This window comes from Rossellomorea vietnamensis NBRC 101237, assembly GCF_001591825.1.
Classification (GTDB): domain Bacteria; phylum Bacillota; class Bacilli; order Bacillales; family Bacillaceae_B; genus Rossellomorea; species Rossellomorea vietnamensis.
Genome location: NZ_BCVQ01000003.1, coordinates 104983 through 119328, shown reverse-complemented (window position 1 = coordinate 119328; position 14346 = coordinate 104983). Strand labels below are relative to the sequence as shown.

The window sequence follows — 14346 nt, the reverse complement described above, 5'->3', positions numbered from 1 at the left end:
GGAAAAATATTTTTCTGGAAAACTAATCAGAATCTCTACTGATGTTGTCGGGTTTCCCTTTGACATATAAGGGTTCAGAGGGTGTGAAGGTACTTCCAAACCTTTATCACCAAGCATTCATGCCACTATTTTCACTTTTGTTTTTTCACAAAATAGTTTATAATAATCAGATAATACTAGATATTTTACCCTATGAATCATTATAATAGAAGATGGTATGGTTTTTTTTAGACACATGAAGGTGCTGGGTTGAAAGCGCCTGCAAATATAGTGGATGAGGAAGGTTATAATGAGCAGCTTACAGAAGAAAACAGATGTTATCTTAATTGGTGCTGGTGTCATGAGTGCGACTTTAGGAGTGATCCTGAAAGAGTTGGCGCCGGAATGGGAAATCACAGTGTTTGAAAAGCTCGCGAAGCCTGGGGAAGAAAGCTCGAACGAATGGAATAATGCCGGAACCGGACATTCTGCACTATGCGAGCTCAACTATACGTCCGAAAAGCCTGATGGATCTATAGACATTACGAAAGCAATCAAAGTCAATGAACAGTTCCAACTATCAAGACAATTCTGGTCTTATCTCGTCAACCGCAATCTGATTGGTCAACCACAGGAATTCATCATGCCGATCCCGCATATGAGCATGGTTCAAGGTGAAGAAAATGTGGAGTTTCTGAAAAAACGTTTGGAAGTGCTATCAGCAAGTCCGTTGTTTGAAGGCATGGAATTCTCCGATAATCCGGAGAAATTGAAGGAATGGATTCCGTTGATCATGGATGGCCGCGAGTCGGATGAACCGATCGCAGCGACGAAAATCGATTCAGGGACGGACGTCAACTTCGGGGCATTGACCCGTAAATTGTTCGATCACCTGAGTGATAAAGGCGTCGAGATCAACTACAACCACAGTGTGGAAGATATCAAACGTAAATCCGACGGGTCATGGGAAGTGAAAGTCCATGACATTGACGGCATCAAAATGGAATATCATACGGCGAAGTTCGTCTTCATCGGCGGCGGTGGCGGAAGCCTTCCGTTACTTCAGAAAACCGGCATCCCTGAGTCGAAGCAGATCGGTGGATTCCCGGTATCTGGGCTCTTCATGGTGTGCAATAACCCTGAAGTCATCGAAAAGCATCATGGGAAAGTGTACGGAAAAGCCAAGGTCGGAGCTCCTCCGATGTCGGTCCCGCATCTTGACACCCGTTACATCGATAACAAGAAGTCCCTTCTGTTCGGACCATTTGCCGGGTTCTCCCCGAAGTTCCTGAAGACTGGCTCGAATATGGACTTGATCACATCGGTCAAGCCGAATAACCTTTTCACCATGCTTGCTGCAGGCGTCAAGGAAATGGGGTTGACCAAATACTTGATCCAGCAGGTGCTCCTGTCCAATGAAAAACGCATGGAAGAATTACGCGAATTCATCCCGAACGCCAAGAGCGAAGACTGGGATATCGTCGTAGCCGGCCAGCGTGTGCAGGTCATCAAGGACACGGAGGCAGGCAAAGGAACCCTTCAGTTCGGTACAGAAGTGGTCAGCGCTGCAGATGGTTCAGTCGCAGCCCTGCTTGGGGCGTCACCGGGTGCCTCCACAGCCGTTCACGTCATGCTGGAAGTATTGGATAAATGCTTCCCGCAGCACATGAAAGAGTGGGAGCCGAAGATCAAGGAAATGATCCCTTCCTATGGAGTGGCCTTGGGAGAAAATCCTGAGCTCTTCAGGGAGATTCATACGTCAACTGCGAAGGCGTTGGGTTTGAGGGATAAAGAGGTTGCGTATAGTTAAGTGAATGAATGGAATGCCCTGTGGATGCAGGGCATTTTTTTATCGAAATATTGTTTTAAGGGGAAATGCATCATGATCGTAATTGGAATTCTAGCACTCATCACTCTTTTCTCCATTGAACTACAGGTGAGGAGAATGAATAAATCAAATGAACGGGTTGTTGAGTTGTTGGAGGAAATGAAAGAAAAGAACATGTAGAAAAGGAAAAAGGGGTGCAATCTTGAAATCGAATCTTATGATCGTCGAGGGAATACCAGGGTCAGGCAAGTCGACCACGGCTCATTTTATGAAAGAGCATTTGGAGAAAGAAGGGGTCAAAGTCAAGCTCTTTCAAGAAGGAGACACCAGTCATCCTGCTGATTATGAATCGACCGCCTGTTTAAATGAGGGACAGTTCAATGCCATACTTGAAAGATTTCCTGAACATGAGGAGAGTATCAAAGAGTCTGCCAAGAAGAAAGGCGATCACTATTTTATTTCGTACCGTCACTTTCTTGATACGGATCCTTCTGTTGTTGAATGCCTGGCTTCTTATGATGTCTACGAGTTGGATTTGGATACGTTCGAAGAAGTCTCCTATAACTATTGGAAGGAATTCGTGGAAGAAACGGATTTTGGCGATGACGTGTACATATTTGAATGCTGTTTCCTGCAAAATCCGTTTACCAAGTTCATCGCCATGCATAATGCGGAACCAGAGAGGCTTGAGAACCATTTAAAGAAAATCAGCTCTTTGATTGTCCCATTGAATCCTCTGCTGGTTTATTTTTATCAGGAAAACCTGGATCAATCCTTCCATCATGTCTATGAAGAGCGCAGTCAGGAGTGGCGTGAGTTTTTCACGGATTATCATGTGAATCAAGGGTATGGGAAAGAGAATGGGTTGAAGGGATATCAAGGGCTTGTGGATTTTCTGGAGATGCGCAGGGATTTGGAGTTGCGGATTCTTGAGGGGTTGCCGGTTAGGCATATGCTTATTGAGAATGGAGAAAAAGACTGGGAGCTTTATTATGAAAAAATGAAGGAAGCGATTAAGTAGCTGGAAGTTACACGTAAGATAAACAAAATGATGAAGAACAGCAGGCGGCTCACAGGAGGTCGCCTTTATTTGTGTTTATACCAGTAATTTGAAATAATTACAATATAAGGACCTTGCAAAAGGGGGGGATACAAGTGAATGTTTTGGAAAGCAGGTTGAGTAAAATGAACCTGGAGACTCTGAGCATGGAGGTAATCGATGGCGCCCATGCGGGAAACATTTATAAAGTCGAAGCTCTAAGTGAAAATGAGAATACGAGAGAGCACTACATCTACAAGGAATTTGCTGAGGGACGGGATCAGGAAGTAGAGATTCATAAGAATATAGAAGAAATAATGACCTCTTTTAGTAGAGTTGTGAATGTATGGGACACTTCCCCAAAAGCGATGCTGATGTGTGATTTGGGCTATCCTGTTAAAGCTGTGTTTGAAGCATTGTCTGTAGCTGAAAAGAAAATTTTGATCAGTGATATTTTAAACGTATTGGCTACTATTCATGGTATGGATACCACTCAGGACGAGCTTCCTGTCCACCAGTTAAACGCTGAATGGAAGGATTGGTGCTTAGATCAGCTGGGCAAGTTATGCTCAAGAAAATCGTGGGCCAGTCCACGATGGGAGAGAACAATCCAGGAAGCATTTGAGCGACTGGATATCCCACATTATCAATCGAAATGTCCATCCGTCATAACCCACGGGGACCCCCATCTGGAAAATGTCTTTTAAAAGGATAACGAGGTCTGGTTCATCGATTGGGAATGGGGAGCCATCGGGTCTCCCTTAAGGGACGTGACGATCTTGATGCAGGATATATATGACGATGACCTGATTGTCTATGTCTCTGAATACTACCTGCAATGTATGAGGAACCGGGGGATCCCTCTGGATAATGACGATTTTAGGAGTGATCTGAGCTATCTATACATAGACCATTTGACGATGATGCTTGCTTGGGAAGTGGAGAAGTTTTTTCAGGGGCATCTGTCTGAAAAGAAGATTCGCGGAATCATAGAGTGGAAGATTGGGGAGATTGAGCGGGTAAGAAAAGAGTTAGAGATGAAGGGGTTGAATAGAAGGATATGAATGAAAAGCCAAAGGTAATGGTGCTCGGAACATTCCATATGCGCTACACACCCGATCTGCAGAGGGTGGAGCTCGATGATGTATTGATGAATGATAGACAAGAGGAAATCAAGCAAGTCGTCAACAGTTTGAAAGAGTTCCAGCCTACCAAAATAGCATTGGAAGTCGAGAAGGAGAAGGATGAATCTCTTAATGAGGAGTATCAAAAGTATTTGAACGATCATTTGTCGTTAGAGGTAGATGAGATTCATCAGTTTGGGTTCAGGACCGCATCTGAATTGGGACATGAGCGACTATATGCCATCGACTGGATGGAGAGTGTCGGCAATATGGGATTGGGACAGGTCATGGAGTGGGCGAAGGAAGAGCAGCTGGAAATGTATGAGTACATTAATGAAACATACCGTCCGAAACTTCACTTAAACGTCGATCCCCCCGATATTTATGAAATGGTCAAGAAATGCAATACAGAATTGAGGATCATGCTCGACCACGAAATGTATATGGCAGTCGCCCGTATCGGCAAGGAGACGAATTATGTTGGGATCGATTGGGTGAGATGGTGGTACCAACGGAATTTAATCATATACTCGAACCTCGCTGAGATTACCTCTTCACCTGATGACCGGACACTGTTGATCATCGGGGCGGGGCATGTTCACTTAGTGACTCAGTTTTTGGAGGAGAGCGGATTGGTGGACGTGGTTTCTCCTAATGGTTATATGAGCTAGTTGAAAATAAAAAAAGAGGTGAAACGGATGAATGATCCATTCAATAAACACTTCATGCTAGAAAAGGTCAGGGATGGGATTTATGCCGCAATTTCAAAACCTGGTGGCGGGGCAGTTGCCAATGCAGGGTTCGTAAATTTAGGCGATGGAGTAATCGTTTTTGATACGTTTAACACGCAACAGGCATCAAAGGCGTTGAGAGAAGCCGCTGAAAGAATCACGAATCAGAGTGTCACGTGGGTTGTAAATAGCCATTATCACGGAGATCACGTCCGCGGCAATCAAACATTTAAGGACACTTCTATTATTTCAAGCGAAACCACCTTAGAAAAAATGAAAGAAATCCATCCTTCCCGAATAGAGAAACAGAAAGCGGATATTGACGGACTCTCTAAATATATTGAATCTCTGGAAAAGCAGCTTCATGAATCAGGAGACTCAACCCTTCAAGATCAGGTGAGCTTTTTACATGAAATGAAACGGTCTTTACCTGACCTTGAGTTGACTTTGCCCAACGAAACATTTATGGAAGAGAAGACTATACAGGGAACAACGAGAACCGCAAAACTATTTACGCTGGGAGGGGGGCACTCCTTTTGTGATAGCATGCTTTACCTTCCTGAAGAGAAAGTGATCTTTATGGGGGACTTGGTATTTGTTCAATGTCATCCGACGTTCTTTGATGAAACCGATCCAAGAAAATGGATGGATATTTTACGAGAATTAAAGAAGCTGGATATTGAAACAGTCATTCCTGGACATGGCGATATTGGGACGAAAGATGACATTGATACAATGATTCTTTATTTGACTCATCTTTTATCCGCTGAACATAAAGAAAGTGCCGAAATTCCTCCTCTTTATAAAAATTGGGCGTCTCCAGAAGTATACTTTCAAAATATAAAAAGTGTGAAAAGCAAAAAGGGGACTTCCGTACATGAATAGAGAAATGTTAGTACCGATCAAGAACTTTAAACTATATGCCAAACTAACAGGTAAGAAAAACAATAAACCGACGGTGGTGATGGATGCCGGTTACGGGGATTATTCAAAAGCCTGGGATTCAGTGATTGGGGAACTATCGGAAATAACAGAAGTGCTGGTATACGACCGTGCCGGGCTTGGGAAGAGCGAGAAAAGTCCAAATCCTAGGACGAGCCGCGAGATGGTAAAAGAGCTGAAGGGATCGTTGTGTGGTTTGAATATCAAACCTCCATACATATTGGTCGGGCACTCTTTTGGAGGAGTGAATGTGAGCGTATATGCTCATGAATATCCTGAAGAAGTCGCGGGCATGGTGCTGGTTGATTCAACTCCGGTGGATTATAGGGAACGCTTCCTTCCTACGATGACGAGTGATTTTCAGGAAGCTTATCGCAAACAATTTGTACGAGAAGGCAACTACGAAGAATTTATGGAAAGCCTGGGGCAGTTAAAAGAATATGAGGAGACTTTAAGTATGCCAGTCATCGTACTTTCCGCTGGTCAAAAAGATCATTATTCAGAAGCATCCCAGGTATTGTGGAATGACATGCAGAGGGAATTGGCTCTGATTTCTTCTAAGGGTGAATGTGTGCTTGCCAAGAATAGCGCTCATTATATTCAAAGGGATGAACCACGGGTGGTTATAAAGGCGGTTGAAAAGCTGATAAAACTACATTCCGATGAAAAAGTTGAAACCATCTCTGCCATGAATACGTAAAGTAAGAAAACCCCACGGAGGTGCAACCATGTACGAATACACATACGTCCAAACCAGTCTGGGTGGATTTTTCACCGAGCCGAAACATAGGGAAATCATCGAGGAGTATGCCGCTGATGGATGGCGGCTCGTTCAGGTGCTTCCGCTAAAGTACAACGGCCACGGAAAACCGACGGATTATGAAATCATTTTTGAAAGACCGTTGTCTTAACAAAAGCGGATTTCTCACTAAGAGAGATCCGCTTTTGATTAGGGTGAAATTTTCGAATTGATGGATTTGATCGCTTGATTTAGTTCCGTCAGATCGACTTCACCTGATTGGGTATCATCCAGATGATATTTTTGTTTCAGGTTGATGATTCTTTTTACGCTTTCATCGATTCGCTCCCCTGAGATTTCTCCATTTTTAACGGCCGATTTCAGTGCTTCCATGGCTGTCACTGCCTTTTGAGCATCGTGGGCGATGAGGATCAGGTCGCTGCCGGCTTTGACAGATAGCACCGCCGCTTCTCCCATTCCATAATTGTCCGCCACGGCTTTCATCGTCATATCATCGGTGATGACGACACCCTTGTAGTTCAGTCTCTTTCGTAAAAGATCCGTCACGATGGCCTCCGATAGTGATGAAGGATAGGTGTCATCGAGTTCAGGAAGCAGGATATGCGCGACCATGATGAGATCCGCTCCGTCATCGATGGCGCGCTTGAAGGGGATCAGTTCCAGAGACTCGAGTTCTTGCAGGCTCTTGTTGACTACGGGAAGCGCCAGGTGTGAATCGACGGATGTGTCTCCGTGGCCAGGGAAGTGTTTGATCGATGACAGGATATTCTGGGATTGGATTCCTTTCATCGTCTGTATCCCCAGTTCGCTCACGATATCAGGGTCCGGGCTGAAGGAGCGGTCGCCGATGATCGGGTTATCCGGATTGCTGTTCACGTCAAGGACAGGTGCGAAGTCCAAATTGAACCCGAATTCTTTCAATCCTTTGCCGAGAATGGTGCCGACCTCATAGGAAACGTCGGGGTCGTTCGCGTTCCCGATTTTTTGATTGGTAGGGAAGTGCTCGAGTCCTCCTGGGAGTCGCGTCACATTCCCGCCTTCCTCATCGATACTCAACAGGAGAGGGAGGGGGTTATCGGCGTTTGCTTCTTTCAATTGATTCAGAAATTGGACGGTTTGCTCCGGGTTCTTTAAATGGTCCGAGAAGAAGATGAATCCGCCGACCTTGTGCTTCTGGATCAAATTCTTCGTCGGCTCATCCATTTGGGTTCCATTTACGCCGGCTACGAGCATCTGACCGATTTTTTCATCAAGGGTCATATCTGAGATCAGGGAACCGGCGTCACCCTCTCGATTTTTGCCCCCGATCGGGTTAATGGCGAAATAGGATAGAATGAATACAAGAATCATGACGATCAAAAGGGAATAACCAATCTTATTTTTCGACATAGCATTTGTTCCTTTCAATGTTGGATACTTGGTATCATTCTGTTCGTATCTGGTGGGCCGTAAACGGAAAAATAGAAAAAGACCCGGTGTGAACGGGTCTTTCTACGATTTTTTAATTCAATTTGTCGAAAAAACTTTGCGGCCTACACACCATTACACTTGAAACACCCACACCACAATCGGCCCAAACACCGAACCTAACAGGGCACTCAGTGTCATGGATACGGAACTCATGGATACGGTCAATTCCCCATATTCCATCGCTTTCGACGTACCGAGGGCGTGGGAGGCGCTGCCTAAGGCGATCCCGCGTCCGAGTGAGCTGTGGATGCGGACCATTTTCAGGATCATCGGTCCGAGGATCACACCTGAGAATCCGGCGATCATGACGAAGACGACGGTCATGGCCGGGACGCCGCCAAGGCCGGATGCAATTTGGATGGCGACGGGTGTTGTGATCGATTTCGGCACGATGGACAGGATCAACTCATGATCGATGCCGAGAACCCGTGCAAACAGGAGTCCGCTCACCATTCCAGTCAAGAGTCCTGCGAAGACACCTCCGATGATTGGGAATCGATACTTCATCAGGATCTTCCGCTGCTTATACAGGGGATACGCAAGGGCGACGACGGCAGGACCAAGCAGGGAGTGGATCCATTTCCCGCCGATCATGTACTCCTCATACGGAATATGCATAGAGATCAGCAGTCCGACGATCACGATCGTGGTCGTCAGGACCGGGATCAATACGGGATAGGAGAAACGCTGATACACCTTCACCATGCCAAAATAAAGGACGGCAGTGAGGGTGATGATCAGGATGGCGATCAGTACTTGCTGCATGTTTGTTCCCTTCTTTCAGATCGTTTTTCTAAGTGCTGACTGGCAAAACCGGATACGGCCATGGTCACGACCGTGCTCACGACAACAATGAGAAAGAGCATGGCACCGGTCCCTGATAAAAGAGCGGGGTAGTTCATGACCCCCGTCATGGCTGGGATGAATAACAAAGGAAGGATGGCGAGTAAAAAGCTTGCGCCGTCCTCGACGATGATCACGGGGATGATTTTCAACGACAGGCAAGCAAGAAGCAGGGTCAGGCCGATGATGCTTCCGGGTATCGGAAGGTGGAGAAGCTCCTCGACGGCTCCCCCTATAAATGAAAAGGCATAGAGAATGCCGATTTGGATGATGATTCGAATGATTTTCATAACACAGGTCCTCCTGACAGGAAGCCCTTTTTCCCACCTTTCAATGAAAACGCTTTACTTTTCTTGGGATTACTTGTACGATACAACTATATACTTGTATTATACAAGTACCTGAATCGTTGTCAATGAATCTGTAGGTTGATTGACGTAAAAGGAGGGATTCCTATGTCTAAAGAGAACGCAGTTGAACGGATTGAATATGAATTGACCACCCTGATCCGAAAGGCGGTCTTCCGGGATCAGTCCGAGCGGAAAATTGGGATATTGGAGAGGTCGGCCTATCTTTTGATGAGGCAGTTGGATGAAGGCGGACCGTCCCGGCTGAAGGAATTGGCGGAAGCGTTCCAGCTTGATATTTCGACTTTGTCCAGACAGGCATCTGCCCTTGAATCAAAGGGGCTCATTCAGCGCTTTTCAGACCCTGGTGACGGACGCGTTAGCTTATTTGACCTCACTGAGTTGGGGAAGGAAAAGCTCGCCCTCGACAGCCGCATGAGGCTCGAATGGTATGAAGGCCTGCTTGAAGGTTGGTCCGATGAGGAGAAGAAAATGTTCGGGGAACTGCTGGTCCGGATGAACGGGGCGTTTGACGAATAAAATAGGTCCGCTTTCTGTTGTTTTCACACATCGGAAGGCGGATTTTTTTGTCGAAAAATAATGATTGACCTTGGAAATATCTAACAGTAAAATAAAAATTGATTAATCAATCATTTTTGACAAAGGAGGTAGAACAACATGTCACGTGAGGAAAAGATGATGAAAAAGAGAGCGGCGATTCTGGGAGCAGCCGTCAAAACATACAGCGAAAACGGTTTTGCCGAAACGACCATTTCGGCCATTGCAAAGGAGGCTGGGGTCAGCTTCGGATCCGTGTTCACATACTTTGCTACAAAGGAAGTCCTCTTTGAAGCGGCGATCCTTGAACCATTGGAGGAGATCAAGCCTTATTTTAGTGAGATAGAGGAACGGTACAGGGGGACACCGATGGAGATGGTCCGAAACATGATCGACTGCCAGCTCGATGTATTTGCAAGGAATAAGGATTTCCTGCGCCTTTCCCAGCAGGTATTGGCGAGACCGGATCGGTATCCCGTGCTGTTTGCAGAGTTGAGTGCCTTTGTCGATGTGTTTGCAGAACGCATATATCCCATCATTGAAAGGGGACAGAAGGAAGGATGCTTCTATGAAGGGTCGCCGGTGTTAGTGGCTCAATCGTATATTTCCTTATTGAATGGGTTGAGACTTACCTTCATCGATGACCATACGAATCTGATCTGGAGCAATATGAAAATACAGGCCTTGCGGTTATTCGGTCCTGTGACGGAAGGGTGGGAATCTTGATGAGGATACGCGATATTCATCCTAACCTGAAATTACGGCTTGCCATGCAGTTCCTCGGGGGACTTGTGTCCATGGCGGTCATTCCGTTCATGGCCATCTATTTTGCCCAGAAAATCGGGGCCACCCAAACAGGAATCATCCTTGTGTTGATTGTCATCAGCGGAATCATCGGCGGTTTTATCGGCGGGCATGTTTCCGACAAGATCGGACGCAGGAAGATCATGATTCTGGCCGAACTCGGAATCATGGTGACGTACTTCTTCATTGCCCTGTGCAATTCACCGTGGTTCGATCTGCCGTATGTCACAGCGGCGTTCTTCGTCCTTAATATGTTTGCAGGAGGGATGTTCCAGCCTGCAGCGCAGGCGATGATCATCGATGTGACGGATTCGGATTCACGGAAGCTCGTTTTTACCGTCAGCTACTGGCTCGGAAATCTCGCGACGGCCATCGGAGGCATCATCGGTGCGTTTCTATTTAAAGCCTATCTGTTTGAATTATTCCTTGGGATTACAGGAATCACACTCCTGTCCGTACTGATCACCATTTTCTTCATCTCAGAAACCTACACACCTGAACCCACCACCAATGAAACCACTTCTTCATCCAACAGGATGGTTCAAAGCTATTCGACCGTTTTGAAAGATAAACTATTCATGATGTATATCCTCGGGGCCGTTTTCATTCTCACCTTGGAGCAATCCCTGACCAATTACGTGGGAATTCGCCTTGAGAGGGATATCCCCGATCAGAAAACTTCTCTCTTAGGCTTTGACTTCACGCTTGACGGTACGAGGATGCTCGGATTCCTGCGGACGGAAAATACGTTGATTGTCGTACTCTTATCCGCGGTCGTCCTAATTCTGTTCAAAAAGTGGAGGGACCGCTGGACGCTTGTGATGGGGATGTTCATCTTTACCCTTTGTTTCAGCGCGTTTGCTTTTACGAATAACATTTTATTCCTCTTTATCTTGGGCTTTGTCGGGACGTTCGGGGAGCTCATGTATGTGCCAATCAAGCAGGCGATGATCGGGGACCTGGCTCCGTCCAATGCCCGCAGCACGTACATGGCCTTTTACAGCCTGACCTTTTATGGCGCCATGATCATTGCTTCCCTGCTCATCATTGTAGGGGAATGGGTGAGTCCTTTCATGATGGGCGGGATCCTGTTTATCCTCGGGATGACCGGGACTGGCATGTATCATCTGATCATGAAAACACTGGAAGCAAAAGCAGTGCCGGAAGTCGAAGTGAAGGCATCGGTTTCTTCTTGAGATAACGAGTGAAGACCCTGGTCCCAGGGTCTTCTTTACTTTCTGATGAAAATCGTATGTTTCTCCAACTGGCTCTCTCCATATGCCTCTGCGATGCCAATCTGCCGGATTGCCGCCTTGTCCACTTTTTTATAAGGAAGCGTCACTTGAAAATCCGTTTCGAAAGGATAATCATCCAACGTCACCTCATGCTCATTCACCCACCCGGCTTTAAGCTTTTGATTCCCGGAATGGAAACCTTCCGTATTCTTAAACCCGTCCTTAAACCACGGGTGCTCGTTTTCTTTCTCCACCCCCGGCTCGTTCAGGCAAAAATAGAGTGATAGATTATCTGAAAGTTGAAGGAGCTGAAAGTGCTGGGTAAGCAATGCTTCATCGAGTTCTGGCAGCTGCTTTCGGATCTTCTGTTGCCTACTTGCTTCATCCTGTAAAAATTGCAGGCAGTGCGGGTCCTTCGATTTGGCGAAGAATGAACAGAAATGAAGGCTGCATAGGAGTGCCGCATAGAGGTTGCCCTCCTCGATTTCATTCAGCCCGATTTGATAGAATGCAAGCTTGGGAAGGAGGGGATAGTCTGAGAAAGTGAAGGGAATCTGCTTCCCATCGTTCCAGATCGGTGTGTCGTCAAGACCGATCCAGCTCCGGTCGTGCTGATGGGATGCGTATACGAAGTCATCGAAAAACTGATTGGAATGTAATAGATTGCGATTGATGTGTTTGATCGTTTCACCGGATACATAAGCGTGGTCGTGCTGTTTGATCATGATGAAAGAATCGTCGGTTTCTCGGATTATCATGGAATCAACATCCCCTTTTTATTATTCATTATAGCAAACCTTGAATCGCGTCATTAGACAAAAAAAGATCGAAAGCTGCATGGGCTTTCGATCTTTAGAGACTAGTGGTGCTGACTGTGATTTCCACTCTCGGCAGGAGCATGATCATTTAAGGCATCGACGTCTGCTTTGGAGAGCTCACCGACGGCAAAGGGCGGTGTCGGCATGATGGTGGATCCGTTGTTTCCTGCATGGACTTTAATGTAGTAGAGTCCGTCTTTAGACAGGTCCTTTTTGAATGTGTACATGCCTTTTCCTGCATTCTCTGCTTCTTCCATTCCATCATGGAAGGATCCGTCGCCTTTCCAGATTTCCACGTGAACAAAGTCGGCATCCTCCACTGTTTTGTTGTCTTGTGTGAGTTCAATCTTGATCGGGTCATTTCCGGAAAAATCGTCCGGCATCGTAATATCCGCCTGAAGAGGTGATTCCTGATGGTACAATTCCGTTGCATCTTCCTTCGGGGCGCAGGCACCAAGCAGCGTGCAAAGAAAGAGGATACTAACATATTTTAAGGTTGTTTTCATATTGCATCGTCCTTTCTTATGCTGCACCGAAGAATTTTTTCGTGGCAGGGATTTTTTTGATCAATAACCGGTCAAGGAGCAGGACGACAATTAAGGAAGCCCCGACAAGTGGGAACAGGATCCCGAGTGCAATCATGACAAGCAGGAAGTACTTCATTTTCAGGATGGCCGGTGATTTTGGTGCTCCCATTTCTTTTTTCGGTTTCCGTTTCAGCCACAGATAGAATCCGCTGACTGCGACCAGCATGATACCAAGACAGATGAGCAGGCTGATCAGCTGATTGATGAAGCCGAATTGGGTTCCTGTATGGAGGGTGATCCCCATGGCGACGATCTTGCCACCGATCCCGTAGTTATCGAAACGGTAATCAGCAAGGACGGCTCCTGTGTACTGATCAAGGTGCATCGTGACTTCATTTTGGGCTTTGGCCGGGAAGGCGGATAGAGTATAGACACCTTTATCATCCTGAGGGATGTAGACGGTGTAACTTGGATCGATGCCTTCTCGTTTGGCAATCGATACAACATCATTCATGGATAATGGCGTGTACCCTTCAAGTGCCGATACAGGGACTTCCAGGTTTTCCGCCGCCCAAGGAACATCTGCGATTTCCTTGGTTTTGACGATGGACTGTGGAGCTTCCCCACTCCAGATGGAAGGAGGATAACCCGCCCCTGCGTTCGTCATGAGGTTCTGGAAATTGGTTCCCCAGAATCCGGACCAGGGCAGTCCCGTCATGATGAGGAACAGCATTCCCGCTGTGACCCAGAAAGCCGGTACTGCGTGAAGATCCCTTCTGAAGATCTTCTTTCCTTTATTGAAGCGGGGAAGAAACACGCCTGATAGCTTGTCTTTTTTACGGGGAAACCATAGGAATAATCCCGTGACAATCAGGACGACGGCCCAGCATGCAACAAGTTCCACAATGCGGTCACCGATGGTACCCGCCATCAGTTCCCCGTGAATTTCTTCGACTTTATTCATGATCCGGTCTTCAGGCTTCAATTCACCCAGTGACTTACCAGTGTAGGGGTTCAAGAAGACTGTCCTAGAACCGTCTTCCGTGCTGATGCCGATTTCACTGGAACGGTCGGCGCTCTCCCCGGGGCGGAAGCTTGTGATCTGTGCACCGGGATGAAGCGGTTTCACTTTATCGATAAGTTCAGTTGGAGGAAGCTTCTCTCCCTGTGGATTGACTTCGTAGTATTTTTGATAGAGATTCTGTTCGATTTGGGGCTTGAAAAGATAGATTGATCCCGTCACAGCGAGGATCAATAGAAACGGGGCAATAATGAGGCCCGCATAGAAATGCCATCTCCAAATCGTTTGATATGATTTTTTGTCCATCGTTTTTCCTCTTT

General features: G+C 46.4%; 18 protein-coding genes. 12 read left to right on the top strand and 6 right to left on the bottom strand.

Annotated elements, in window-relative coordinates:
* Window positions 1–289: 289 nt before the first annotated feature.
* The 9 genes from BVI01S_RS02780 to BVI01S_RS02740 all read left to right on the top strand — a co-directional run bounded on the left by BVI01S_RS02780 (window position 290) and on the right by BVI01S_RS02740 (window position 6554).
* Window positions 290–1789 carry a malate:quinone oxidoreductase gene (locus BVI01S_RS02780; RefSeq protein ID WP_061809149.1) on the top strand — a complete coding sequence of 500 codons (1500 nt, stop codon included), beginning with the start codon at window positions 290–292 and terminating at the stop codon, window positions 1787–1789.
* A 72-nt stretch (window positions 1790–1861) separates the two neighbouring features.
* Window positions 1862–1987: a hypothetical protein gene (locus BVI01S_RS23045; protein WP_256503986.1), complete on the top strand. Its 126-nt coding sequence runs from the start codon at window positions 1862–1864 to the stop codon at window positions 1985–1987.
* 22 nt (window positions 1988–2009) lie between these two features.
* Window positions 2010–2828: a P-loop NTPase family protein gene (locus BVI01S_RS02770; RefSeq protein WP_061809148.1), complete on the top strand. Its 819-nt coding sequence runs from the start codon at window positions 2010–2012 to the stop codon at window positions 2826–2828.
* Between the two features lie 134 nt (window positions 2829–2962).
* Entirely contained in the window at window positions 2963–3553 is a 591-nt protein-coding gene (locus tag BVI01S_RS02765) for an aminoglycoside phosphotransferase/kinase family protein (RefSeq protein WP_061809147.1), read from the top strand.
* A 72-nt stretch (window positions 3554–3625) separates the two neighbouring features.
* Entirely contained in the window at window positions 3626–3910 is a 285-nt protein-coding gene (locus BVI01S_RS02760) for a hypothetical protein (RefSeq protein ID WP_061809146.1), read from the top strand.
* Window positions 3907–4641 (top strand): DUF5694 domain-containing protein, encoded by a 735-nt coding sequence (locus BVI01S_RS02755; protein WP_061809145.1) that lies wholly within the window; start codon window positions 3907–3909, stop codon window positions 4639–4641. The genes BVI01S_RS02760 and BVI01S_RS02755 overlap by 4 nt, the downstream gene beginning before the upstream one ends.
* Window positions 4642–4668: 27 nt before the next feature.
* Window positions 4669–5586: an MBL fold metallo-hydrolase gene (locus BVI01S_RS02750; RefSeq protein ID WP_061809144.1), complete on the top strand. Its 918-nt coding sequence runs from the start codon at window positions 4669–4671 to the stop codon at window positions 5584–5586.
* A complete protein-coding gene (locus tag BVI01S_RS02745) occupies window positions 5579–6343 on the top strand; it encodes an alpha/beta fold hydrolase (RefSeq protein ID WP_061809143.1) in 765 nt (254 codons plus the stop codon). The genes BVI01S_RS02750 and BVI01S_RS02745 overlap by 8 nt, the downstream gene beginning before the upstream one ends.
* 28 nt (window positions 6344–6371) lie before the next feature.
* Entirely contained in the window at window positions 6372–6554 is a 183-nt protein-coding gene (locus tag BVI01S_RS02740; RefSeq protein ID WP_034761370.1) for a DUF4177 domain-containing protein, read from the top strand.
* Between the two features lie 38 nt (window positions 6555–6592).
* Here the strand turns inward: BVI01S_RS02740 and nagZ are convergent, their stop codons facing one another.
* The 3 genes from nagZ to BVI01S_RS02725 all read right to left on the bottom strand — a co-directional run bounded on the left by nagZ (window position 6593) and on the right by BVI01S_RS02725 (window position 9006).
* Window positions 6593–7792 carry a beta-N-acetylhexosaminidase gene (nagZ, locus tag BVI01S_RS02735; protein ID WP_051758359.1) on the bottom strand — a complete coding sequence of 400 codons (1200 nt, stop codon included), beginning with the start codon at window positions 7790–7792 and terminating at the stop codon, window positions 6593–6595.
* A gap of 153 nt (window positions 7793–7945) precedes the next feature.
* On the bottom strand, window positions 7946–8638 hold the full coding sequence (locus BVI01S_RS02730; RefSeq protein ID WP_034761372.1) for an LrgB family protein: 693 nt from the start codon (window positions 8636–8638) through the stop codon (window positions 7946–7948).
* Window positions 8623–9006, bottom strand: coding sequence for a CidA/LrgA family protein (locus tag BVI01S_RS02725; RefSeq protein ID WP_034761375.1), 384 nt, complete (start codon window positions 9004–9006; stop codon window positions 8623–8625). The genes BVI01S_RS02730 and BVI01S_RS02725 overlap by 16 nt, the downstream gene beginning before the upstream one ends.
* 165 nt (window positions 9007–9171) lie before the next feature.
* Between BVI01S_RS02725 and BVI01S_RS02720 the strand changes: the two genes are divergently transcribed.
* The 3 genes from BVI01S_RS02720 (at window position 9172) to BVI01S_RS02710 (ending at window position 11621) form a co-directional block, all read left to right on the top strand.
* Window positions 9172–9603, top strand: coding sequence for a MarR family winged helix-turn-helix transcriptional regulator (locus BVI01S_RS02720; protein ID WP_034761377.1), 432 nt, complete (start codon window positions 9172–9174; stop codon window positions 9601–9603).
* 138 nt (window positions 9604–9741) lie between these two features.
* The gene (locus tag BVI01S_RS02715) at window positions 9742–10347 is read left to right on the top strand and encodes a TetR/AcrR family transcriptional regulator (RefSeq protein WP_034761380.1); all 606 of its coding nucleotides are present in this window, start codon (window positions 9742–9744) and stop codon (window positions 10345–10347) included.
* Window positions 10347–11621: an MFS transporter gene (locus BVI01S_RS02710; protein WP_034761382.1), complete on the top strand. Its 1275-nt coding sequence runs from the start codon at window positions 10347–10349 to the stop codon at window positions 11619–11621. Before BVI01S_RS02715 ends, BVI01S_RS02710 begins: the two co-directional genes overlap by 1 nt.
* 35 nt (window positions 11622–11656) lie before the next feature.
* Here BVI01S_RS02710 and BVI01S_RS02705 read toward each other — a convergent pair whose 3' ends face one another.
* The 3 genes from BVI01S_RS02705 to BVI01S_RS02695 form a co-directional block, all read right to left on the bottom strand.
* On the bottom strand, window positions 11657–12418 hold the full coding sequence (locus tag BVI01S_RS02705) for a DUF3891 family protein (protein WP_034761385.1): 762 nt from the start codon (window positions 12416–12418) through the stop codon (window positions 11657–11659).
* 101 nt (window positions 12419–12519) lie between these two features.
* On the bottom strand, window positions 12520–12984 hold the full coding sequence (locus tag BVI01S_RS02700; protein ID WP_061809142.1) for a FixH family protein: 465 nt from the start codon (window positions 12982–12984) through the stop codon (window positions 12520–12522).
* Window positions 12985–13000: 16 nt separating this feature from the next.
* On the bottom strand, window positions 13001–14332 hold the full coding sequence (locus tag BVI01S_RS02695; protein WP_082804645.1) for a PepSY-associated TM helix domain-containing protein: 1332 nt from the start codon (window positions 14330–14332) through the stop codon (window positions 13001–13003).
* Window positions 14333–14346: the final 14 nt, after the last annotated feature.